The following is a 22,800-nucleotide window of genomic DNA, read 5'->3' on the forward strand; positions in this document are numbered from 1 at the left end:
GCGGCCTTCAGAGCTCTTCGAGCGTGACGTGGTGGTTGGTGAACACACAGATGTCGCCGGCGATCTCCAGCGACTTCTCGGTGATCTCGCGGGCCGAGAGGTCGGTGTTCTCGAGCAGGGCACGGGCCGCGGCCAGGGCGAAGTTGCCGCCGGAGCCGATGGCGATGATGCCGCGCTCGGGCTCCACCACGTCGCCGTTGCCGGTGATGATCAGCGAGGCATCCTTGTTGGCGACGGCCAGCAGCGCCTCCAGGCGGCGCAGGGCCCGGTCGGTGCGCCAGTCCTTGGCCAGCTCCACGGCGGCCTTGACCAGGTTGCCCTGGTGCTTCTCCAGCTGTGCCTCGAAGCGCTCGAAGAGGGTGAAGGCGTCGGCGGTGCCGCCGGCGAAGCCCGCCAGCACCTCGCCGCGGTAGAGGCGCCGGACCTTGCTGGCATTGCCCTTCATCACGGTGTTGCCCAGCGATACCTGGCCGTCGCCGGCCAGGGCGACCTGGTCGCCGCGGCGTACGGAAACGATGGTGGTCATGGAGAGAACTCCGAAACGGGGAGCCGTGGCTCCCGATGACTTTCGGCGCCGCGGGGGGCCCGGGTGCCGTACATGAGCTTTCAAGGGAAGTGCGGGCGAGTCAACCGGAATTCAACCGCCGGGCGTCGGGGCACGGCGAGTGGCTAGTTCTGCAGGCGGATCAGCAGGGGGTCTATCCCCTGGGTGACCATCAGGTCCTGGGCGCGGTTGAGCTCGCGGTTGTCATCGAAGGGGCCGACCTGCACCCGGTGCCAGGTCTCGCCACCCGAGGCCTGTACCTGGCTGACCTGGGCCACCAGGCTGAGGTTGCGCAGGCGCTGCTGCAACTGCTGCGCATCGCCGGACTCGCGGAAGGAGGCGGCCTGGAGCATGTAGCGGTGGCCGCTGGCCGGGCTCGGCGCCGGGTCGGCCGTGGCGTTCTCCCGGGGGCGCAGGTTGGCGGCGATCACCTGGGCGATGGGATCGGCGGCGGGGGCATTGGCGGCCTCGGGCTCCGGTTCGCTCGCCGGGGCCGGCGGCCGGGCGGTGGAGGCGGGCAGCTCGCCCCGGGGCGCGACCACCTCGGACTCCGGCAGCAGGGTGTAGAACTCGAAGGTCGGCATGCGCGGCTCCTCCGGCGCGGGGCTGGCCTGGGGGCGCTGTGCGGCCTCGTCGCCGGCAGAGGGCGTACGGGGTACCACCGTGGCCAGCGGGGAGTCGCTGCCCTCCTGCCAGGGGGCCGTGCCGTGCTGGTGCTGGGCGAGCAGGAAGCCGGCCGCGAGGCCGGCCAGGCCCCACAGCCAACCCGGCAGGCCGTGGCTTGTCCGGGGAGTGGAGCGGCGCTTGCTGGACGTGGCGCCGCGCTTCTTCGGGGCGGGACGACGGGCCATGGCTTACATCTCCTCGGGAGCACCGACGCCCATCAGGTCGAGGCCGTTGCGCAGCACCTGGCGGGTGGCCAGGCCCAGCGCCAGGCGGGCATTGCGCAGGGCGTCGTCCTCGACCATCACCTTCACCGCGTTGTAGCAGGTGTGGAACTCGGCGGCGAGGTCGAGCAGGTACTGGGCGATCTGCTGGGGCTCGCGGGACGCGGCGGCGTGCTCGACCACTTCCGGGTAGCGGGCCAGGCGATTCATCAGCGCCTTCTCCTGGTCCTCGGCGAGCAGCGCCAGGCTGGCCATGGCCAGGGCGTGGTCGAAGGGCTTGCCATCGGCCTCGGCCTTCCTCGCCACGCTGCAGACACGGGCGTGGGCGTACTGGACATAGTAGACCGGGTTGTCGTTGGACTGGGAGCGGGCCAGGTCGATGTCGAAGGTGAGCTGGGAGTCGGCGCGGCGGGCGGCCAGGAAGAAGCGGGTCGCGTCACGGCCGACCTCGTCGATCAGGTCGCGCACGGTGACATAGCTGCCGGCACGCTTGGAGAGCTTCACCTCGACCCCCGAGCGGGTGACCATCACCATCTGGTGCAGCACGTAGTCGGGCCAGCCCGGGGGGATGCCGGTCTCCAGCGCCTGCAGGCCGGCGCGCACCCGGGTTACCGTGGAGTGGTGGTCGGCGCCCTGCTCGTTGATCACGGTGGTGAAGCCACGCTGCCACTTGTCGAGGTGGTAGGCGACGTCGGGCAGGAAGTAGGTGTAGTGGCCATCGGTCTTGCGCATCACCCGGTCCTTGTCGTCACCGAAGTCGGTGGTGCGCAGCCAGAGGGCGCCGTCCTGCTCGTAGGTATGGCCACCCTTGATCAGCTGCTCGACGGTGGCCTCGACCTTGCCGTCCTCGTAGAGCGAGGACTCCAGGAAGTAGACGTCGAACTCGACACCGAAGGCGCGCAGGTCGAGGTCCTGCTCGCGGCGCAGGTAGGCCACGGCGAAGTCGCGGATGGCGTCGAGGTCGTCCGGGTCGCCCTTGGCGGTGACGTGGCGGTCGTCGGCGTGGACCGTCTCGCCCGCCAGGTAGGCGTTGGCCACGTCGATGATGTAGCCGCCACGGTAGCCGTCGGCGGGCCAGCCCTCGTCGTCGGGGTCGATGCCCTTGACCCGGGCCTGCACCGAGAGCGCCAGGTTGCTGATCTGGGCGCCGGCGTCGTTGTAGTAGAACTCGCGGGTCACGTCATGGCCGGTGGCTTCCAGCAGCCGGCAGATACAGTCGCCGATGGCCGCCCCGCGGCCATGGCCGACGTGCAGCGGGCCGGTGGGATTGGCGGAGACGAACTCTACCTGCACCTTCTCGCCCTGGCCGGTGAGGCTGCGGCCGTAGGTGTCGCCCCCATCGAGCACCTGGCGCACCACCTGGGCGGCGGCGTCGGTGGCGGCGAAGAAGTTGACGAAGCCGGGGCCGGCGATCTCCACCCTGCTCACGGCATCGCTCTCGGGCAGGGCGCCGACCAGCGCCTCGGCCAGCTCGCGGGGCTTCTTGCCGGCGGGCTTGGCCAGCATCAGCGCCAGGTTGGTGGCATAGTCGCCGTGGGCCTTGTCCCGGGTGGGGTCGACCTTGATGGTCGGCGAGAGGTCGGCGGGCAGCACGCCCTGCCGCTTGAGAGTGTCGAGGGCGCCCTCGAGCAGGGTGATGATGGTGTCTTTCATGAAGCGTCGGATGTCCTGTGGCGCCGGCCGATGCGAGGTAAAGGGCGATGACGAGGCGCTCGCGGTGGGCTCGGGCGTGGAAATACGGTGCCCGTGGGTGGGCATGGTCGGCCATTATCGGCAATTGTGGCGTGGCTTTAAAGCCCACCGGGCTTCGCCCGGAGCTGTAAGCCATAAGCTTTAAGCTATAAGAGAAAGCCTTTGCCATCAGAGGCGCTGACAACAGCCTTCGGGCTTACGGCTTACGGCTTACGGCTTACGGCTTTCAGCTCAGCGTCTGCGGGTCGATATCCAGCGACCAGCGCACCCGGCGGGCCTCCGGCGTGGCCTCGAGCCAGGCGACCAGCCCGGCGCCGGCCTCGTGCAGCATGCTGCGGCGCGAGCTGGCGAGCATCAGTTGCAGGTGGTAGCGGTTCTGGCGCCGCTCCATGGGGGCGGGCACCGGGCCCAGGCAGTCCACCGCCAGGCTGCGCTCGCCGATCCAGCGCCGCAGGGCCTCGGCGGCCTGGCCGCCCAGGGCGTTCACCGCCTCTTCCCGGGGGCTCTCGAGGCGCAGCAGGGCCAGGAACCGGAAGGGCGGCAGGCCGGCGGCACGGCGCTCCTCCAGCAGCTGGTCGGCCAGGGCGGCGTAGCCCTGCTCCGACAGTCGCCGCAGGTGCGGGTCGTCGCCATGCAGGGTCTGCACCAGCACCCGGCCGGGGTGGTCGGCACGCCCGGCGCGTCCGGCCACCTGCACCAGCAGCTGGGCGCTCTGCTCCAGGGCGCGGAAGTCGCTGGCATAGAGGCCGGCGTCGGCGTTGACCACCACCACCAGGGTGACGTGGGGCAGGTGGTGTCCCTTGGCCAGCATCTGGGTGCCGACCAGCAGGCAGGGCTCGCCGCGGCGGACCTCGGTGAGCACCCGCTCGAAGGCGTCGCGGCGCCGGGTGCTGTCGCGGTCGATGCGGTGTACCGGCACCTCGGGGAACAGCGCCGCCAGGGTCTCCTCGGTGCGCTCGGTGCCGCTGCCCAGGGGACGCAGGTCGCCGCTTCCGCAGCCGGGGCAGACATCGGGCAGGGCGCGGCGACGGTCGCAGTGGTGGCAGGCCAGCAGCGGCGGCTGGCGGTGCAGGGTCATGCGGGCGTCGCAGTGGTCGCACTCGGCGAGCCAGCCGCAGGCGTGGCACGCCAGGGTGGGGGCGAAGCCGCGGCGGTTGATGAACACCAGCACCTGGTGGCCGGCGGTGAGCGTCTCGCGGATGGTCTCGATCACCGGGGGGATGAGTCCACCCTGGCGGCGGCGGCCGCGCAGGTCGACCAGCTCGAGGCGGGCCGGGGCGTGGCGGCTGGCGCGGCGGGTCAGCGACAGGTGGCGCCAGTCGCCGCTGCGGGCCCGGGCCAGGCTCTCCAGCGAGGGGGTGGCGCTGCCCAGCAGCAGGGGGATGCCGTGGTGGTGGGCACGGGCCACGGCGAGGTCGCGGGCGTGGTAGCGCAGGCCATCCTGCTGCTTGAAGGAGCCGTCGTGCTCCTCGTCGACGATGATCGCCCCGGGCCGGGCAAGGGGAGTGAAGAGCGCCGAGCGGGTGCCGATGACGATGGGCGCGCGGCCGCTGGCGGCGGCCTCCCAGGCGTCGAGGCGCTCGTTGTCGGTGAGCCCCGAGTGCAGCGCCACCACCGGGACCCGGAAGCGCTGGCGGAAGCGGGCCAGGGTCTGGGGGGTGAGGCCGATCTCGGGGACCAGGACCAGGGCCTGGCGGCCACGGCCCACCACCGCCTCGATCAGCTGCAGGTAGACCTCGGTCTTGCCGCTGCCCGTGACCCCCTCGAGCAGGCAGGGGTGGTAGTCGTCGAGGCGCTCGTGGAGGGCGGCCAGGGCCGTGGCCTGTTCGCTGTTGAGCGGCAGGGCGGGCTCGGCGAGCAGTGGCTCCCCGGCCTTCCAGGGGGCGGTGAGCGGCTCCTCGCGGGCGCCGGCCAGGCCCTTGTCGGCCAGGGCGCGGAGCTGCTCGCGGGTGAACGACTGGGCGAGAATCGCCTGGGTGCCGAGGCCGTGGGGGTGCTGGCGCAGCATCTCCAGTAGCTCGGCCTGGCGTGGCGCGCGGGCGAGCCCCGGCGGGTCGGTTTCCAGGCCGGCGGGGGTGGGCTGCCAGCGCTCACGGGTCCGGGCTTCGAGGGGGCGGCCCTGGCGGAGCAGCACCGGCATGGCCTGGTGCAGGGTGTCGCCCAGGGGGTGCTGGTAGTAGCGGGCGGTGAAGCGGCACAGCCATAGCCAGTCGGCGGGCAGCGGGGTGCCGTCCAGGCAGGTGTCCACCGGCTTGAGATCGGTCAGCGGCAGCTCGCTGTCGTCGCGACACTCGATCACCACGCCCACCAGCTGGCGGCGGCCGAAGGGCACCCGCACGCGCAGCCCCGGCTGCCAGCCGCCGGGCGGGGTCTCCCGGCAGGGGCGATAGTCGAACAGGCGGCGCAGCGGCGAGGGAATGGCGATACCCAGCACGCGGGGCGTGCTGGGGCGGGGGGGATTGGACAATTGGCCTCCGGCGTCGGCTCTGCTAGAATGCCCCGCCTCCACGGGCCCCCAGGGGGTGCGTGGCGGCAAAACCGGTTTGTACGTCGACAGAAACCCGTATGCGGTGCCTGGCAGCGGATCAGGTGGCGGCATACAGCTTCATGAGGCTCAAGATGAAACAAGGTATCCACCCGGATTACAAGACGGTCACCGCGACCTGTTCCTGCGGCGCCACCTTCGAGGTCGGCTCCACCGTGGGTCACGACCTGTCCCTGGACGTCTGCTCGCAGTGCCACCCCTTCTACACCGGCAAGCAGAAGCAGGCGACCACCGGCGGTCGCGTCGAGCGCTTCAACAAGCGCTTCGGTGCCGCCATCAAGCGGGGCTGATCATCGCCCCGTCACGGTCCCGGCCGTCGAGGTCGACCGTCGAGAGAGACCCGCCCATCGAGGCGGGTCTTTTTTTCTCCTGCGCCTGGTGGCGGCATGATAAGCGATGCATTATGGGTGATCGTATCGGGTATAAGTTGCAACAAATGTCTGCAAACGCCATCAAACGAGCGTACAAAAGGTGGGAAAATCTGCCCAGTTGAGGTGTGGAAGTTTTTTCTATACTCTGGCTGCCCCCTAAATCACCTGACCGGATCGAGAGCATGACAGACTCAAGAAAGGCGGCGCTTGACTACCACGCGAATCCCATTCCCGGAAAGCTGTCGGTGGAACTGACCAAGCCCACCGCCACTGCTCGGGATCTGTCCCTGGCCTACAGCCCGGGCGTGGCCGAGCCTGTCCGCGAGATTGCCCGTGATCCGGAAAATGCCTACCTCTATACCGGCAAGGGAAACCTGGTGGCGGTGATTTCCGATGGCAGCGCCATCCTCGGCCTGGGCAATCTCGGGCCGCTGGCGAGCAAGCCGGTGATGGAGGGCAAGGGCGTGCTGTTCAAGCGCTTTGCCGGCATCAACTCGGTGGACATCGAGGTCAACGCCGAGAGCCCCCAGGCGTTCATCGACACCGTGGCACGCATCGCCGATACCTGGGGTGGCATCAACCTCGAGGACATCAAGGCGCCGGAGTGCTTCGAGATCGAGCAGGCGCTGATCGAGCAGTGCAACATTCCGGTCTTCCATGACGACCAGCACGGCACCGCCATCGTCACCGCGGCGGGCATGCTCAATGCCCTGGACATCGCCGGCAAGTCGCTGGACAGCGCGCGCATCGTCTGCCTGGGCGCCGGTGCCGCGGCGATCGCCTGCATGAAGCTGCTAGTCTCCTGCGGGGCACACCCCGAGAACATCGTGATGCTCGACCGCAAGGGCGTGATCCATACCGGGCGCGAGGATCTCAACCAGTACAAGGCGATGTTCGCCGTCGACACCGACAAGCGCACCCTGGATGACGCCATCGACGGCGCCGATGTGTTCGTCGGCCTGTCCGGCCCGGGGCTGATGACCGCCGACCATCTCCGCAAGATGGCCCCGACGCCGGTGGTCTTCGCCTGCACCAACCCGGACCCCGAGATCGATCCCGAGCTGGCCCACGAGACGCGCCCCGACGTGATCATGGCCACCGGTCGCTCCGACTACCCGAATCAGGTCAACAACGTGCTGGGCTTCCCGTTCATCTTCCGCGGGGCCCTGGACGTGCGGGCGACCCGCATCAACGAGGAGATGAAGGTGGCGGCCGTGCATGCGCTCAAGGACCTGGCCCGCGAGCCGGTGCCCCAGGCGGTGCTGGAGGCCTACGAGCAGGAGAGCATGAGCTTCGGCCCCGAGTACATCATCCCGACCCCCGTGGACGTGCGCCTGCTCGAGCGCATCTCCTCGGCGGTGGCCCAGGCGGCGGTGGATTCCGGGGTGGCGCGCAAGCCCTATCCTTCCCACTACCCGCTGGCCACCGTGGACGACGTCTATGGTGGATGACCGCTGCTGACCGACGTTAGACCCGCGACACGACGCCGCCGGCCCTCGGGCCGGCGGCGTCGTTCGTGGCTGCTGACATGGCCAGCGGCTACCAGTCGTAGAGCACCGAGGCGCTGGTGGTGTGGTCGGTGCGGGCCATGGCGGCCTCGGGTGGCTGGGAGTTGTGCTTGATCTCGTGGGAGAGCTTCAGCGCCAGGTGCGAGTTGAGGCGGGCGGTGAGCGACGACAGCGAACGGGAGGTGGTGTTGTCGTCGGTGCCCTCCAGCGAGAGCTCCTGTGTCAGCGCCGAGGTGTCGGAGATCTCGTACTCGTAGGCCATGGCGCCGTAGGCCACCGCCAGGGTTTCGTTCTCCTCCTCCTGGATGCGGTCGTGGCGAACGCCCGGACCGGCCTCCAGCGAGAGTCGCTGGCGCTCGGTGTCGACCAGGTCACGGCCATAGCCGCCGATGGTGGTGAACTGCAGGTCGAAACCGCTGAAGCGGTCCTTTTCCCAGCGCGCGAAGCCGAACAGGTAGTGGGGCCCCTCGAGGTCGTAGCGCTCGCGCCCGGACAGCAGGTAGCGCTCGCCACTGGTCTCACCGTTGCGGGCGACGTTGCGCGCCTCGCCACGCAGGGTGTGGGTCCACCGGCCGGTCAGCCAGGTCAGGCGGCTCTTGCCGATCAGGGTCTGGTTGTCGGTGTTGCCGGAAAGCCGGGTATAGCCCAGCTCGGCGTCGCCGCTGAAGGACTTGGCGTCCTCTTCGGGCGGCGGCGGGGCATAGAAGGGGCTGGCCTGTGCACTGCCGGCGGCCGCCAGCAGGCCGCACAGTGCCCACCATGAGGGTCGGGAGCGGCTCGTCGCAAGACGCGGCATGTCGGTCTCCGTGGGTTGCCTGTTGTCGGGGCCGCCGAAGGCGGCGCTCGCGGTTGGCAGATGAAAGGGGCGGCGTCCCTGCCGCCTGGCGCGCTGTCTCAGAAGATGGCCTCGTAGGCGCCGGTGCCCTGCGAGCCGCTGCGCTGTTCGACCTCGCGGTCGACGCGCCGCGACTGGTAGTCGGGCAGGTGGTCGGGGTGGAAGATCTCGCTGATGCCGCCCGTCTCGCCGTCAGGCAGGAGTCGGCCGGTCTGGGGGTCGACGCGGGCGGTCACCAGGTCGGCCGGGGGGCTGGGCATCGCCTCGGCGCGGCCCTCGAGGGCCGCGCCCATGAAGTCGATCCAGATCGGCAGGGCGGCATTGCCGCCGTACTCGGCGATGGTCTCGTTGTCGTCCTTGCCCACCCAGACGGTAGCCACCAGATCGCTGTTGTAGCCGGCGAACCAGGCATCACGGTAGCCGTTGGTGGTGCCGGTCTTGCCGACGAGGTCGTCGCGATCCAGTTCCAGGGCGGCGCGACCGGTGCCGTTCTCGATCACGTCGCGCAGCATGTCGCGCAGGATGTAGATGGCGGTGGGGTCGGCCACGCGCGGGGCCACCGGGTGGCGACGCCCCTCGACCTCCACCTCGCTCTGGCCATCGCGGCAGTCACGACAGGCGACCTTCGGCAGCGCCTCGTCCAGCACGTTGCTGTCGTCGCCGCGAGTGATGCGCTCGATGAACCAGGGGGAGACCTGGAAGCCGCCGTTGGCCAGTACCGCATAGGCATTGGTCATCTCCAGCGGTGTCAGGTCGGCGCTGCCCAGCGCCAGCGACAGCCCATTGGGCAGGCGACCCTCGGCGAAGCCGAAGCCCTTGAGGAAGTCGAGGGTGGCATCCATGCCGACCTGCTGCAGCACGCGGATGGTGACCAGGTTGCGCGAACGGGCCAGGGCCACCCGCAGTCGCGTGGGACCGAGGAAGTCCCGGCTGGAGTTGACCGGGCGCCACAGCTCGTTGCTGCCGTCCTCCAGCACCACCGGGGCGTCGTTGACCACGCTGGCGGCGGTCATCAGGCCGCTGTCGAGGGCGGCCAGGTAGACGAAGGGCTTGAAGATCGAGCCGGACTGGCGCTGGGCCTGCACCGCGCGGTTGAACTTGCTGGCGTTGAAGTCGAAGCCGCCCTGGAGGGCGAGGATGGCGCCGGTGTCGGGTTCCATCACCACCAGCGAGCCCTCGGCGTCGGGGCGCTGGGAGAGGCGATGGCTGCCGTCTTCCCGGGCGAGGATGCGCACCAGGTCGCCGGGCTCGGCGATCTCGGCGGCGGAGCCCGGCTCGGGGCCGCGACTCCTGGGGCTGAGATGGGGGCGAGCCCAGCTCAGGCCGTCCCAGTCGATGGTATGCAGCTCGCCGCCGCGGGCCATGACCTGCATCTCGCGGCCCTCGCTGGCCACCACGATGGCCGGTTGCAGCGGGCCGAACCCGGGAGTGCGCTCGAGCACCTGCAACCAGTTGCTGACGTCGCCGTCGATGCCCTCGATCTCGGTCTGGCTGCGTTCGGCGGCGCGGCGGGCAGTCTGCATCACCTCGGGTGACTCGGACAGCTCCTCCTCGAGCCCCTGGCGTTCGGTGCGTTCCTGGGCCTCCACCAGGCTCGGCGGGATATCGCGCTCCTCGGGGCCGCGCCAGCCGTGGCGGGTGTCGTAGGCGATCAGGCCATCGGCCAGGGCGCGTTGCGCGTAGGGCTGGAGGTCGCTGTCGAGGGTGGTGTGAATGCGATACCCTCCGGTGTAGGCCTCCTCGCCGAAGCGCTCGAGGGCGAACTGGCGAGCCATTTCGGCCACGTACTCGGCATCGACTTCCGGGCGGGTGATGTGGCGCCGGGCGGTGATCGGCGCCTGCACCGCCTCGTCGTAGGCCGCCTGGTCGATATGGCCCAGCTCGCGCATGCGGAACAGGATCCAGTTGCGGCGGATCAGCGAGCGCTCGGGGTTGGCCAGCGGGTTGAAGGAGGAGGGTGCCTTGGGCAGGCCGGCGATCATCGCCTTCTCGGCCAGGGTCAGCTCGCCGAGAGGGCGGTCGTAGTAGGTCTCGGACGCCGCGGCGATGCCATAGGCGCGATGACCGAGGAAGATCTTGTTGACGTAGAGCTCGAGGATCTCCTCCTTGGAGAGGATCTGCTCCATCTGCAGGGCCAGCAGGATCTCGCGGATCTTGCGGGTGAAGGTGCGGTCGAGGGTCAGCAGGTAGTTGCGCGCCACCTGCATGGTGATGGTGGAGCCGCCGGACTGGATGTCGCCGCCGCTGGAGACCAGCTCGAAGGCGGCCCGGGCCAGGCCACGGGGGTCGACGCCGCGATGCTCGAAGAACCCCGAGTCCTCGGCCGCCAGGAGGGCCTGGACCATCTCCGGCGGGATCTCGTCGAACTCTACGGGCATGCGGCGCTCATCGCCGAACTCGCCGATCAGCTTGCCGTCGCGCGTGAAGATGCGCAGCGGGGTGTGCAGCTCGAAGTCCTGCAACTGGCGGACATCGGGCAGGCCTGGAGCGAAATAGAGGGCGGCACCCACCACGCTCAGGACCGTGGCGGCGGTGAGCGAGACCAGCAGCCACGCGGCCGAAAAGATCAGGGTTCTGAGAAACTTCATGAAATCGCGGTATCCGTGATGAGAACTGGAGCAGTCTGGCGGCGATATAGGGGGTTTTCCTTTGCGCCGCCATTATAGGAAGCTGGGCGGGCGGCCACCAGCGTTGATGTTTGGCGACAGGGTTTGCCGTGTGTGGGTTGGCAATATCATGTAACCTCTGATTACAGAGCGGGGTATGATTTCCATCATCCATTCCTCCCACGCCGAGGGATGAAATACCATAATGAGCGGCAAGCCGCATGGATCAGGCAGGGGCATGACCTAGATGCGACTCAGAGCATCCGGCAAGGGACTGATCGGTGTCGATATCACCTCGGCCACCGTCAAGCTCATCGAACTCAAGCGGACCGGCGCCCACTACCAGGTCGACAGCTATGCCGTCCGTCCCCTGCGCGAGGGCGCGGTGGTCGAGCGGCGGATCCGCGACATGGGCGAAGTGGTCGACGCCCTCGCGCGCGCGGTCCAGCAGGCCCGGCCGAACTCGCGCCGCGCCGCGGTGGCGGTGCCGGCCAGCGCGGCGATCACCAAGACCCTGACCCTGCCCGCCTCGCTCAACGACGACGAGATCGAGGCGCGCATCCAACTCGAATCCGACAAGCATATCCCCTTTCCGTTCAGCGAAGTCGCCTTCGACTTCCAGCGGCTGGGCCTCAATGCCCGTTACGGTGACCAGCAGGACGTGCTGCTGGTGGCCTGTCGCCAGCAGGACGTCGGCCAGCTGACCGACGCCCTGCTGCAGGCCGGCTTGACCCCCGGGGCGGTGGATGTGGAGACCTTCGCCATGGAGCGTGCCTTCACCGAGCTGCGCCATCAGCTGCCGGTCACCGGGGGCGAGGAGGACTGCGTCGCCCTGGTGGACATCGGTGCCACCATGAATGCCTTCCACGTACTGCGCGAAGGGCGCATCGTCTACAGCCGCGATACCGTCTTCGGCGGTCGCCAGCTCACCGAGGAGATCCGCAATCGCTACGGGTTGAGTCTGGAAGAGGCGGGCCTGGCCAAGAAGCGCGGGGGATTGCCCGAGGATTACCAGCGCAGTGTGCTCGACCCCTTCCTCGACACCCTGGTGCAACAGGTCGGCCGTTCCCTGCAACTCTACTACACCGCCGGACGCAAGCACGAGGTGCGGCGCATGGTGCTGGCCGGTGGCTCCAGTGTGATCCCCGGCCTGGCCGAGCGCCTGGGCCAGGAAAGCGGCATGGAGGTGGTGATCGCCAATCCCCTGCAGCGCATGAAGGTCAACACCCGCATCGACGTGCAGACCCTGGCCGGTGACGCCCCGGCCATGCTCACGGCCTGCGGCCTGGCGATGAGGTCCCGCCCATGACCATCGAGATCAATCTGCTGCCCTGGCGGGAGGAGGTTCGCGCCCGGCGCAGCAAGCGTTTCTTCCTGGCGCTGGGGTTGATGGCGGTGCTGGGGCTCGGCGGCGGCTACGGCATGACCTGGCACTACGAACAGCAGCTCGAGGCCCAGCAGCAGCGCAATGCCCATATCCAGGCCCAGAGCCGGCAGCTCGACACCGCCATCCTCGAGCTCAGCGAGCTGGAGGCGATCCGCGAGCGCATGCTCGAGCAGGTCCAGGTCTTCACCGACCTGCAGATGGGGCGCGCCCAGACGGTCCATGTGTTCAGCGATCTCGTCACCAGCCTGGTCGACGGCGTGCACTACACCCGGCTCTCTCGTGAGCAGGGCAGCCTGCGGCTGGTCGGCCTGGCCGAGAACAATCGCCAGGTCTCCGACCAGCTGCGCGCCCTGGCGGCGACCGACGCCTTCTCGGTACCGGTGCTCTCCGAGGTGGAAACCGGGGAAGATGGTCAGCGCCGCCGCTTCAGCCTGAGCATGAGCCAGCACATGCCGGCCGGCGATCCGGGCGAGAATGCACAGGAGGTGCCATGAGCCTCAAGGGGGAACTGCGCCGGTTGCGCGCACTGGACTGGCGCGAACTGGACATCAAGGAGGCCGGCGGCTGGCCCTGGTCGCTGCAGCTGATCTGCTGCCTGCTGGCCCTGGGGCTGACCTTCGCCGGCATGCACTGGTACCTGGCGGCGCCCAGCGCCGAGGAGCTGGACCGGATGCGGGCCGAGGAGCGCCAGCTGCTGCGCGACTACCAGAGCAAGGCTTCCCAGGCCGCCAACCTGCCCGTGATGCGTGAAGAGATGGCCAGGCTAGAGGCACGCATGGAGACACTGCGGGAGATGCTGCCCAGCGGTGCCGAGATACCGTCGCTGATCGACGACATCAGCGAAACGGCCATCGACAACCAGCTGGCCATCGACTCCATTCGCCTGCGCAGCCCGGTGACACAGGAGCATTACATCGAGCAGCCCTTCGATATCCAGGTGCAGGGTGACTACCATAGGGTGGCGGCCTTCCTGGCGGGTGTCGCTGGCTTGCCACGCATCGTCACCCAGCACGACTTCACCCTGGCGCCCGCCGAAGGCGGCAGCGGCCAGCGTCTGCAGTTGTCGATGCTGGCCCGGACCTACAGCTACCGGCCGAGCGAGGAGGAGGCACCATGAGCGCGGCGCGCAGGGTGTTGGGGCCCGCCGGCGGCCTGCTGGTGATGCTGCTGGCCGGTTGTGCCGATCCCGAGCTGGGCGACCTCGATCGCGAGCTCGCGGCGATCCGCAACGACCCCGGCCAGGTGCCGCGGGTGGAGCTGCCCGAGATTCCCGAGTACGAGGCGGTGCCCTATGACGAGGCCGGCCGGCGCAGCCCCTTCATCGCCCAGCTGCCGGAGGCGGAACAGCCGCCCCGGGGCTCCGAGGGCCTGGCGCCGGACATGACCCGGGCCCGTGAGCCGCTGGAGGCCTACGGGCTCGGCGAGCTCGACCTGGTGGGCACCCTGCAGGTGGGTGGGCAACCCTCGGCCCTGGTGCGGGCACCGGACGGCCAGGTGCATCGCCTGCGGGTCGGCGACTACCTGGGCAGCGATTTCGGGCGCATCGTCAGCATCACGGGCGCCTCGGTGCAACTGGTCGAAGTGGTGCCGACGGGGCGCGGTGGCTGGATCGAGCGCAGCACGCGACTGTCGCTGGATGACTGACAGCGCTTGACGACTGACAGCGCTTGAAGAACCGATAACAGGGGTGTCGTCGCGCCGCGCAGGGGCGGGCGACACTGCAGCGGGGGAAGGGAACGATGACACAGACGATACGTGGACTCGCGGCACTGGTGCTGCTGGCGGCCTCCTCGGTGGCCCTGGCGGCCTCCACCCTGGACGAGCTGGACTTCCGCCAGGGCAGCGGCGGCGAGCTCGAGGTGGACCTGAGCTTCACCGGACCGGTGCCCGAGGTGCGTGGCTACCGGCTCGACGATCCCGCCCGGTTGACCATCGACCTGATGGATACCTCCAGTCGGCTCGATCAGCGTCGTTTCGACCTCGGCATCGGCGGGGTCGAGCAGGTCACCGCCCTGGAGGCCGGCTCCCGGACCCGGCTGGTCTTCGACCTGGCGGGGCCGCTGCCCTACAACACCCGTCAGCAGGGTGACCGGCTGCGGCTCTCCATCGGTGGCGGCGTGGCCACCCCGGTCGCCGAGGCCGCCCCGGGCAGCGAATCGCGCCCGGCACCGGCCAGTGCCGGTGGTCCCGGCATCGAGAACATCGACTTCCGCCGCGGCGACGGCGGGGCCGGGCGGCTGATCGTCACCTTCGACCGTGCCGGCGTCGACGCGCGGGTGCGCGAAGCCGGCCGCCATCGCATCACCGCCGACCTGCGCGGCGTCGAGCTGCCCGACGCCCTGAACCAGGTCTACGACGTCAGCGACTTCGGTACCCCGCTGCGGCGCATCACGCCGCGGGTCGGCCGCGACGGCGTGACCCTGGACATCGAGGCCAGTAGCGAGTTCGCCATGGTCGCCACCCAGAGCGGCCGCCGGCTGACCATCGAGGCCCAGCCGGTGACCCAGGCGGAACGCGAGCAGCGCGTCCGCGACCAGTTCGCCTACACCGGCGAGCGCATCACTCTCAACTTCCAGGACATCGAGGTCCGCTCGGTGCTGGCGATCATCGCCGACTTCACCGGTCTCAACCTGGTGGCCAGCGACAGCGTCACCGGGCGCGTGACCCTCAACCTCCAGGACGTGCCCTGGGACCAGGCGCTGGACCTAGTGCTCAAGAGCCATGGCCTGGCCAGCCGCCAGGAGGGCAACGTCATCGTGGTGGCACCGGCCGACGAGCTCGCCGACATCGAACGCCAGGAGCTCGAGGCGCGCAGCCAGATGGAGACCCTGGCGCCGCTGACCTCGGAGTATGTCCAGGTGCGCTATGCCAAGGCGGACAACCTGGCGCAACTGCTGCGCGGCGGTGAGGGGTTCGGGCTGCTCTCGGAGCGCGGCCGGGTGGCCGTGGACCAGCGCACCAACACCCTGCTGATCCAGGACACCGCCGAGCAGATCGACGAGATCCTGCGTACCCTCGACCAGCTCGACGTCGCGGTGCGCCAGGTCCAGATCGAGGCGCGCATCGTCATCGCCCGTGAAGGCGTCACCCAGGAACTGGGGGTAAACTGGGGCGCGTCATCTACCCGTGGTTTTCGCGAGCGCGAGAGGCCGGGCGAAGACCTATCCCCCAGAGAAGTGAATAATGTCATTGATAATGTCGGTCGTGACATCAATCCTCAGGGGTTGAACCGCGCCCGTGGCGCACTGGCCGTGGACCTGGGCGCTGAAAGCCCGCTTTCCGCATTCAGCTTCGGCTATCTTGCCGGCGATATCCTTCTCGATCTCGAGCTGCGCGCGCTAGAGAGCGAGAACAAGAGCCAGACCATCTCCCAGCCACGGGTGATCACCGCCAACCAGCGCACCGCGGTGATCAAGCAGGGCCAGGAGCGCGCCTTCCGCGAGGCCTCGGCCAGTGGAGCGGCGACCGTCGAGTTCAAGGAGGCGGTGCTGTCGCTGGAGGTGACCCCGCAGATCACCCCGGACAACCGCATCATCATGGATGTGCTCATCACCAATGACACTTTCGGCGAATTCAGAGCCGGTGAGGAGCCGCCCATCAACAAGAGCGAAATCGAGACCCAGGTGCTGGTCGACAGCGGCGAGACCGTCGTGTTGGGTGGTATACTCACCACCGAAGAGTTGACCCGGCTGGCCAAGACCCCGTTCTTCGGCGACCTTCCGGTACTTGGGCGGCTTTTCCGGTTCAACGAGAGCAGTAACGAGAAAGTGGAGTTGTTGGTCTTCATCACTCCCAGAATCCTGGAGGACGGCCTGGCCATTCGCTGATGCTGGACTTACCCAATCTGATACTGATTGGCCCCATGGGGGCCGGCAAGAGCACCATTGGCCGCCTGCTGGCGGCCGAACTGTCACGCGACTTCCTCGACAGCGATCACGAGATCCAGGCGCGCTGCGGCGCGGACATCCCCTGGATCTTCGACGTCGAGGGCGAGGCGGGGTTTCGCGAGCGCGAATCCCAGATGATCGACGAGCTGACCCACCTCGAGGGGGTGGTCATCGCGACCGGGGGTGGCGCGGTGCTGCGCGAGGAGAATCGCCGTGCCCTGCGCGACCGCGGCACCGTGATCTACCTCTTCACCACCGTGGAGCAGCAGCTCAGGCGTACCGCCAAGGACCGCAACCGGCCGTTGCTGCAGCGCGGCGACCGCGAGCAGGTGCTGCGCGAGATGTTCGCCCTGCGCGACCCGCTCTACCGCGCCACCGCCGACATCATCGTACGTACCGACCGCCGCGGTCCGCGGGCCGTGGTCAACGAGATCGTGCGGCGCGTCACGCGCCTGGTCGATCCCCTGCAATGCAAGGCCTGACCCCATGACCGACTCCCCGGACGCCCCGCGCACCCTCCAGGTGGCGCTGGGCGAGCGCAGTTACCCCATCCATATCGGCCCCGGCCTGCTCGGCGACTCCCGGTGGCTGGCCCCCTACCTGGCCGGGCGCCAGGTGATGGTCGTCACCAACGAGGCGGTGGCGCCGCTCTACCTGGAGGGCGTCAGGCGGGGCCTGCCGGAGGGTCTCGAGGTGCGCGAGCTGGTGCTGCCCGACGGCGAGGCGACCAAGACCCTGGAGAGCGTCAGTCGCATCTGGGACGCCCTGCTCGAGGCCGGCTTCAACCGTCGCTGCACCCTGGTCGCCCTGGGCGGCGGGGTGATCGGCGACATGGTCGGCTTCGCCGCGGCCTGTTACCAGCGCGGCGTGGCCTTCGTCCAGGTGCCGACCACCCTGCTGGCCCAGGTGGACTCCTCGGTAGGCGGCAAGACCGGGGTGAATCACCCGCGTGGCAAGAACATGATCGGCGCCTTCTGGCAGCCCCGGGCGGTGCTGATCGACACCGACACCCTGGCCACCCTGCCGCCGCGGGAGCTCTCGGCCGGGCTCGCCGAGGTGATCAAGTACGGCCTGATCCGCGATGCCGACTTCCTGGCCTGGCTGGAGGCGGAGATGGACGCGCTGCGCGGCCTCGATGCTGCGGCCCTGACCCTCGCCATCGAGCGCAGCTGTGCGCTCAAGGCCGAGATCGTCGCCGAGGACGAGACCGAGCAGGGGGTGAGGGCGCTGCTCAATCTGGGGCACACCTTCGGGCATGCCATCGAGGCGCACCAGGGCTACGGCAAGTGGCTGCACGGCGAGGCGGTGGGGGCCGGCATGCTGATGGCCGCCGAGCTCTCGCAGCGCCTGGGCTGGCTTACCGAGGCCGAGGTGGCGAGGGTGCGCGCCATCCTCGAGGCCGCGGCCCTGCCGCTGGCGGTGCCGGCCGACATGGCGGTCGACGACTTCCTCGCCATCATGCGCCTGGACAAGAAGAACCTCGACAGTCGTCTGCGGCTGATCCTGCTGCGTGCCCTGGGGGATGCCTGCGTGCATGACGAGACGCCCGCCGAGACGCTGACGGCGCTGCTCGCGGAGTTCCCGCGCCGCTGAATCCCGGTGAGCCCCCGTGATCGCTGTCGTCGACGCCCGCCACGTGCGGGCGTCGTCGTCTCTGCGCGGTTTCCAGGGGGTGGCACTGCCCGGCAGCGCGGCGGTCACCCGTCCGGCGATCCCTGGCGATACATCAATCCGTATGCGGTATGCCGGATCGGCATGGAGTCGATGCGGCATTTTAGACTAAAGTCTAATGCTCCGCCCCGTTCGTTTAAAAACCGCTTAAGGGGTTTGCAAGTCGTTGACTTGTTGGGGGTTTTTTCCGAAACGGAGTCGCAAGTTCCGGATTTGCCATCGTTTTTCGAGGTGCGGGAGGGGCGGGGTGATTGCGTGGAGGCTACCAGGCTCGCTATCCTTGTTAGCCTTTTTTGCCGCGCAGTCGATGCACTCGATGGTGACAATGATAAAAAGAAAACCAAATAGAATATCACGCATTGGCTGAGAAAGAAACATCCCTATCCGAGGCATGCCCATGAACAGAGGTCTTCACCAGCCCGGCGAGTTCCGTGACAACTGCGGGTTCGGCCTGATCGCCCATATGGAAGGGCAGGCCAGTCACGACCTTCTCAAGACCGCCATCGAATCCCTGACCTGCATGACCCACCGCGGCGGCATCGCCGCCGACGGCAAGACCGGCGACGGCTGCGGCCTGCTGCTGAAGATGCCGGATGCCTTCATGCGCGAGGTGGCACAGGAGTCCCTCGGGGTCGAGCTGGGCAGCCGGTATGCGGTCGGCGCGGTCTTCCTGCCCGACGACGATGCCCGCGAGAGCCGCGGGCGCGAGACCCTGCAGGCCGAGCTCGAGGCCCGTGGCCTGAAGGTGCTGGGCTGGCGCGAGGTGCCGGTGGACCCGAGCGTCTGCGGCCCCATGGCCCTGGACTGCCTGCCGCGCATCCGCCAGCTGTTCGTCGAGCCGGGTGGCGAAGATGCCGGCAACTTCGACGTGGATCTCTACATGGCCCGCCGGCGTGCCGAGCAGGCGCTGCGCGACGACGAGGACTTCTATGTCTGCTCGCTGTCGCCGGAGGTGGTCTCCTACAAGGGGCTGGTGATGCCGGTGGACCTGCCGGCCTTCTACCGCGACCTGGGGGACGAACGCCTGGAGACCGCCATCTGCGTCTTCCACCAGCGCTTCTCCACCAACACCGCACCGCGCTGGCCGCTGGCCCAGCCGTTCCGCCTGCTGGCCCACAACGGCGAGATCAACACCATCGAGGCCAACCGGGGCTGGGCGAACTCGCGCAAGGAGAACTTCGTCAACGAGCGGCTGCCCGACATCGCCGAGCTCGAGGAGATCGTCAATACCACCGGGTCCGACTCCTCGAGCATGGACAACATGCTCGAGGTGCTGCTGACCGGCGGCATGGAGCTGCACCGTGCCGTGCGCATGATGGTGCCCCCGGCCTGGCAGAACGTCGAGATCATGGACGGCGACCTGCGCGCCTTCTACGAGTACAACTCCATGCACATGGAGCCCTGGGACGGCCCGGCCGGGGTGGTGATGACCGATGGTCGCCAGGCGGTCTGCATGCTCGACCGCAACGGCCTGCGTCCGGCCCGCTGGGTGATCACCCGTAACGGCTACATCACCCTGGCGTCCGAGATCGGCACCTACGACTACCAGCCCGAGGACGTGGTTGCCAAGGGGCGCGTCGGCCCGGGCCAGATACTGGCCGTGGATACCGAGACCGGCGAGGTGCTGCACACCAGCGACATCGACGAACGCCTCAAGTCCGCCTATCCCTACAAGCGCTGGCTGAAGCAGGAGGCCAACTACCTCGAGTCCGCGCTCACCGAACTCGCCAGCTTCCAGACCATGAGCGTCGATGCGCTGAACGTGCAGCAGAAGATGTTCCAGATCAGCTTCGAGGAGCGCGACCAGCTGCTGCGTCCGCTGGCCGAGAGTGGCCAGGAGGCGGTCGGCTCCATGGGCGACGACACCCCCATGGCGGTGCTGTCGGGCAAGCAGCGGCTGCTCACCGACTACTTCCGCCAGAAGTTCGCCCAGGTCACCAACCCGGCCATCGACCCGCTGCGCGAAGCGATCGTGATGTCGCTGGAGACCTGCATCGGGCCCGAGCTCAACGTTTTCCAGGCGACCCCCGGCCACGCCCACCGCATCATCCTGACGACGCCGGTCCTCTCGCCGCGCAAGTTCTCCGCGCTGGTGGACCAGGACGATCCCGCCTTCGCCAGTCATGTCCTGTCGCTCGGCTATGACCCCGAGCAGACCGGCCTCAGGGGAGCGATCGTCGAGCTCTGTCGCCAGGCCGAGGCCGCGGTGCGCGACGGCAAGGTGGTCCTGGTGCTGTCGGATGCCAACCTCGCGCAGGGGCAGCTGCCGATCCACGCCGCCCTGGCCGTCGGTGCCGTGCACCACCACCTGGGTCGCCTGGCGCTGCGCCCGCGGGCCAATCTCGTGGTCGAGACCGGCTATGCCCGCGACGCCCACCAGATGGCGGTGCTGTTCGGGGTGGGCGCCACCGCCGTCTTCCCCTGGCTGGCCTACCAGGTCATGGCCGACATGCACCGCACCGGCGAGCTGGTCGGCAACCCGGCCGATGCCCGCGAGAATTACCGCAAGGGGTTGCAGAAGGGGCTGTTCAAGATCCTCTCCAAGATGGGCATCTCGACCCTGGCCTCCTATCGCGGCTCCCAGCTGTTCGAGGCCGTGGGCCTTGCCTCCGAGGTGATGGAGCTGTGCTTCACCGGCATGGCCTCGCGCATCGAGGGCACCGGCTTCGCCGAGCTGCAGCTGCAGCAGGAGTGGCTCGCCCGCGATGCCTGGATTCCCCGCAAGGGCATCTCCCAGGGCGGCCTGGTCAAGTACGTGCACGGCCATGAGTACCACGCCTACAACCCGGACGTGGTGATGGCCCTGCAGCAGGCCGTGCAGGAGGGCGACTACGCCAAGTGGAAGAAATTCGCGGCGCTGGTCAACGAGCGGGCGCCGGCCACCATTCGTGACCTGCTCAGGCTCAAGCCGGCCGCCGAGGCGGTGCCGCTCGACGAGGTCGAGGCGATCGAGGAGCTGATCCCGCGCTTCGACAGCGCCGGCATGTCGCTGGGCGCATTGTCGCCGGAGGCCCACGAGGCCCTGGCCCAGGCCATGAACGAGGCCGGCGGTCGCTCGAATTCCGGCGAGGGCGGCGAGGATCCGGCCCGCTACGGCACCGTTCGCTCCTCCAAGATCAAGCAGATCGCCTCGGGGCGCTTCGGCGTCACCCCGGCCTACCTGGTCAACGCCGAGGTGCTGCAGATCAAGGTGGCCCAGGGCGCCAAGCCCGGCGAGGGTGGCCAGCTGCCCGGCGGCAAGGTCAATGACCTGATCGCCCGGCTGCGCTACTCGGTGCCCGGCGTGACCCTGATCTCGCCGCCGCCGCACCACGACATCTACTCCATCGAGGACCTGGCGCAGCTGATCTTCGACCTCAAGCAGGTCAACCCGGATGCCCAGGTGTCGGTGAAGCTGGTTTCCGAGCCCGGCATCGGCACCATCGCCACCGGCGTGGCCAAGGCCTATGCCGACCTGATCACCGTCTCCGGTTATGACGGCGGCACCGCGGCGAGCCCCTTGACCTCGATCAAGCATGCCGGCTCTCCCTGGGAGCTGGGCCTGCCCGAGGTACACCAGGCGCTGCGCATCAACGGCCTGCGCGACAAGATTCGCCTGCAGACCGACGGTGGCCTGAAGACCGGCCTCGACGTGGTCAAGGCGGCGATCCTCGGCGCCGAGAGCTTCGGCTTCGGCACCGCGCCCATGGTGGCGCTGGGCTGCAAGTACCTGCGCATCTGTCACCTCAACAACTGCGCCACCGGCGTCGCTACCCAGCACGACTACCTGCGCGACGAGCACTTCCGCGGCACCGTCGACATGGTCAAGCACTACTTCCGCTTCATCGCCGAGGAGGTGCGCGAGCTGATGGCCATGCTGGGGGTGAGGAGGCTCACCGACCTGATCGGGCGCACCGACCTGCTCGAGGTGCTCGAGGGCATCACGCCGTCGCAGCGCAACCTCGACCTGACGCCGCTGCTCGCCAACGACTTCGTGCCCGAGGACGCCCCGCAGTTCTGTCGGGTCAGTCGCAATGTGCCCCATGACCCGGGTGCCAAGAACCAGGAGGTGCTCGAGGCGCTCAAGGATGCCATCGAGTCGAAGTCCGGTGGCGAGTTCGCGTTCACCATCACCAACTGCGACCGCTCCGTGGCGGCGCTGACCTCCGGCGCCATCGCCAAGCGCTATGGCGAGGAGGGGCTCGAGGACGCGCCGATCACCGCGCGCTTCAAGGGCGTGGCCGGCCAGAGCTTCGGCGTGTGGAACGCCCGCGGCCTGCACCTCTACCTGGAGGGCGATGCCAACGACTACGTCGGCAAGGGCATGAACGGCGGCAAGGTGGTGATCGTGCCGCCGGCGGGCAGTCGGTTCGAGAGCCACCGGACGGCGATCATCGGCAACACCTGCCTGTACGGCGCCACCGGCGGCAAGCTGTTCGCCGCGGGCACCGCCGGCGAGCGCTTCGGGGTGCGCAACTCCGGCGTCCATGCGGTGATCGAAGGAGCCGGCGACCACTGCTGCGAGTACATGACCGGCGGCATGATCTGCGTGCTCGGCGAGACCGGGGTCAACTTCGGTGCCGGCATGACCGGTGGCTTCGCCTACGTGCTCGACGAGGACCGCGCCTTCGTCGACAAGTACAACCATGAACTGGTGGAGATCCACCGAGTGAACACAGAGGCCATGGAGGCCTACCGGCGTCACCTGCGGGAGGTCGTCGAGGAGTTCGTCGCCGAGACCGGCTCTGCCCGGGGCCAGGCGATCCTCGAGGACTTCAGCGACTTCATTCGCCACTTCTGGCTGGTGAAGCCCAAGGCAGCGAGCCTCAATGGCCTGCTCGCTGAATCCCGTCGGCGTCCCGAGTAAGCCAGGCAGAGAGGAGCAGAG

16 protein-coding genes are annotated in these 22,800 nt (G+C 68.7%); 10 read left to right on the forward strand and 6 right to left on the reverse strand.

Annotation, left to right across the window (positions count from 1 at the left end):
- Positions 1–7 precede the first annotated feature (7 nt).
- The 4 genes from hslV to CR157_RS07790 form a co-directional block, all read right to left on the reverse strand.
- Positions 8–526, reverse strand: coding sequence for an ATP-dependent protease subunit HslV (hslV, locus tag CR157_RS07775; RefSeq protein WP_102627017.1), 519 nt, complete (start codon positions 524–526; stop codon positions 8–10).
- Between the two features lie 143 nt (positions 527–669).
- Entirely contained in the window at positions 670–1,395 is a 726-nt protein-coding gene (locus CR157_RS07780) for an SPOR domain-containing protein (RefSeq protein ID WP_110282990.1), read from the reverse strand.
- A gap of 3 nt (positions 1,396–1,398) precedes the next feature.
- The gene (gene argS / locus CR157_RS07785) at positions 1,399–3,084 is read right to left on the reverse strand and encodes an arginine--tRNA ligase (RefSeq protein WP_110282991.1); all 1,686 of its coding nucleotides are present in this window, start codon (positions 3,082–3,084) and stop codon (positions 1,399–1,401) included.
- 265 nt (positions 3,085–3,349) lie between these two features.
- The gene (locus CR157_RS07790) at positions 3,350–5,722 is read right to left on the reverse strand and encodes a primosomal protein N' (RefSeq protein ID WP_110282992.1); all 2,373 of its coding nucleotides are present in this window, start codon (positions 5,720–5,722) and stop codon (positions 3,350–3,352) included.
- A 20-nt stretch (positions 5,723–5,742) separates the two neighbouring features.
- On the opposite strand from CR157_RS07790, the gene rpmE reads away from it, so the two are divergent.
- Both rpmE and CR157_RS07800 read left to right on the forward strand, forming a co-directional pair.
- A complete protein-coding gene (rpmE, locus tag CR157_RS07795; RefSeq protein ID WP_110282993.1) occupies positions 5,743–5,958 on the forward strand; it encodes a 50S ribosomal protein L31 in 216 nt (71 codons plus the stop codon).
- 263 nt (positions 5,959–6,221) lie between these two features.
- A complete protein-coding gene (locus CR157_RS07800) occupies positions 6,222–7,490 on the forward strand; it encodes a malic enzyme-like NAD(P)-binding protein (RefSeq protein WP_110282994.1) in 1,269 nt (422 codons plus the stop codon).
- Between the two features lie 88 nt (positions 7,491–7,578).
- On the opposite strand, the gene CR157_RS07805 is transcribed toward CR157_RS07800, so the two are convergent.
- Both CR157_RS07805 and CR157_RS07810 read right to left on the reverse strand, forming a co-directional pair.
- The gene (locus CR157_RS07805; RefSeq protein ID WP_110282995.1) at positions 7,579–8,343 is read right to left on the reverse strand and encodes a DUF481 domain-containing protein; all 765 of its coding nucleotides are present in this window, start codon (positions 8,341–8,343) and stop codon (positions 7,579–7,581) included.
- 98 nt (positions 8,344–8,441) lie between these two features.
- Positions 8,442–10,970 carry a penicillin-binding protein 1A gene (locus CR157_RS07810; RefSeq protein WP_110282996.1) on the reverse strand — a complete coding sequence of 843 codons (2,529 nt, stop codon included), beginning with the start codon at positions 10,968–10,970 and terminating at the stop codon, positions 8,442–8,444.
- A 265-nt stretch (positions 10,971–11,235) separates the two neighbouring features.
- Between CR157_RS07810 and pilM the strand changes: the two genes are divergently transcribed.
- The 8 genes from pilM to gltB all read left to right on the forward strand — a co-directional run bounded on the left by pilM (position 11,236) and on the right by gltB (position 22,779).
- On the forward strand, positions 11,236–12,297 hold the full coding sequence (gene pilM, locus CR157_RS07815; RefSeq protein ID WP_110282997.1) for a type IV pilus assembly protein PilM: 1,062 nt from the start codon (positions 11,236–11,238) through the stop codon (positions 12,295–12,297).
- Positions 12,294–12,869, forward strand: a complete 576-nt coding sequence (locus CR157_RS07820; RefSeq protein ID WP_110282998.1) for a PilN domain-containing protein — start codon at positions 12,294–12,296, stop codon at positions 12,867–12,869. The genes pilM and CR157_RS07820 overlap by 4 nt, the downstream gene beginning before the upstream one ends.
- Entirely contained in the window at positions 12,866–13,492 is a 627-nt protein-coding gene (locus tag CR157_RS07825) for a type 4a pilus biogenesis protein PilO (RefSeq protein WP_110282999.1), read from the forward strand. Before CR157_RS07820 ends, CR157_RS07825 begins: the two co-directional genes overlap by 4 nt.
- The gene (locus CR157_RS07830) at positions 13,489–14,019 is read left to right on the forward strand and encodes a pilus assembly protein PilP (RefSeq protein WP_110283000.1); all 531 of its coding nucleotides are present in this window, start codon (positions 13,489–13,491) and stop codon (positions 14,017–14,019) included. Before CR157_RS07825 ends, CR157_RS07830 begins: the two co-directional genes overlap by 4 nt.
- Positions 14,020–14,114: 95 nt before the next feature.
- On the forward strand, positions 14,115–16,202 hold the full coding sequence (gene pilQ / locus CR157_RS07835; protein WP_110283001.1) for a type IV pilus secretin PilQ: 2,088 nt from the start codon (positions 14,115–14,117) through the stop codon (positions 16,200–16,202).
- Positions 16,202–16,744: a shikimate kinase AroK gene (gene aroK / locus CR157_RS07840; protein WP_110283002.1), complete on the forward strand. Its 543-nt coding sequence runs from the start codon at positions 16,202–16,204 to the stop codon at positions 16,742–16,744. The genes pilQ and aroK overlap by 1 nt, the downstream gene beginning before the upstream one ends.
- Positions 16,745–16,748: 4 nt before the next feature.
- The gene (aroB, locus tag CR157_RS07845) at positions 16,749–17,855 is read left to right on the forward strand and encodes a 3-dehydroquinate synthase (RefSeq protein WP_110283003.1); all 1,107 of its coding nucleotides are present in this window, start codon (positions 16,749–16,751) and stop codon (positions 17,853–17,855) included.
- Positions 17,856–18,330: 475 nt separating this feature from the next.
- Entirely contained in the window at positions 18,331–22,779 is a 4,449-nt protein-coding gene (gene gltB / locus CR157_RS07850; protein ID WP_110283455.1) for a glutamate synthase large subunit, read from the forward strand.
- The last annotated feature ends 21 nt before the right edge of the window (positions 22,780–22,800 follow it).

Source organism: Halomonas sp. LBP4 (assembly GCF_003202205.1).
GTDB classification, from domain to species: domain Bacteria; phylum Pseudomonadota; class Gammaproteobacteria; order Pseudomonadales; family Halomonadaceae; genus Halomonas; species Halomonas flagellata.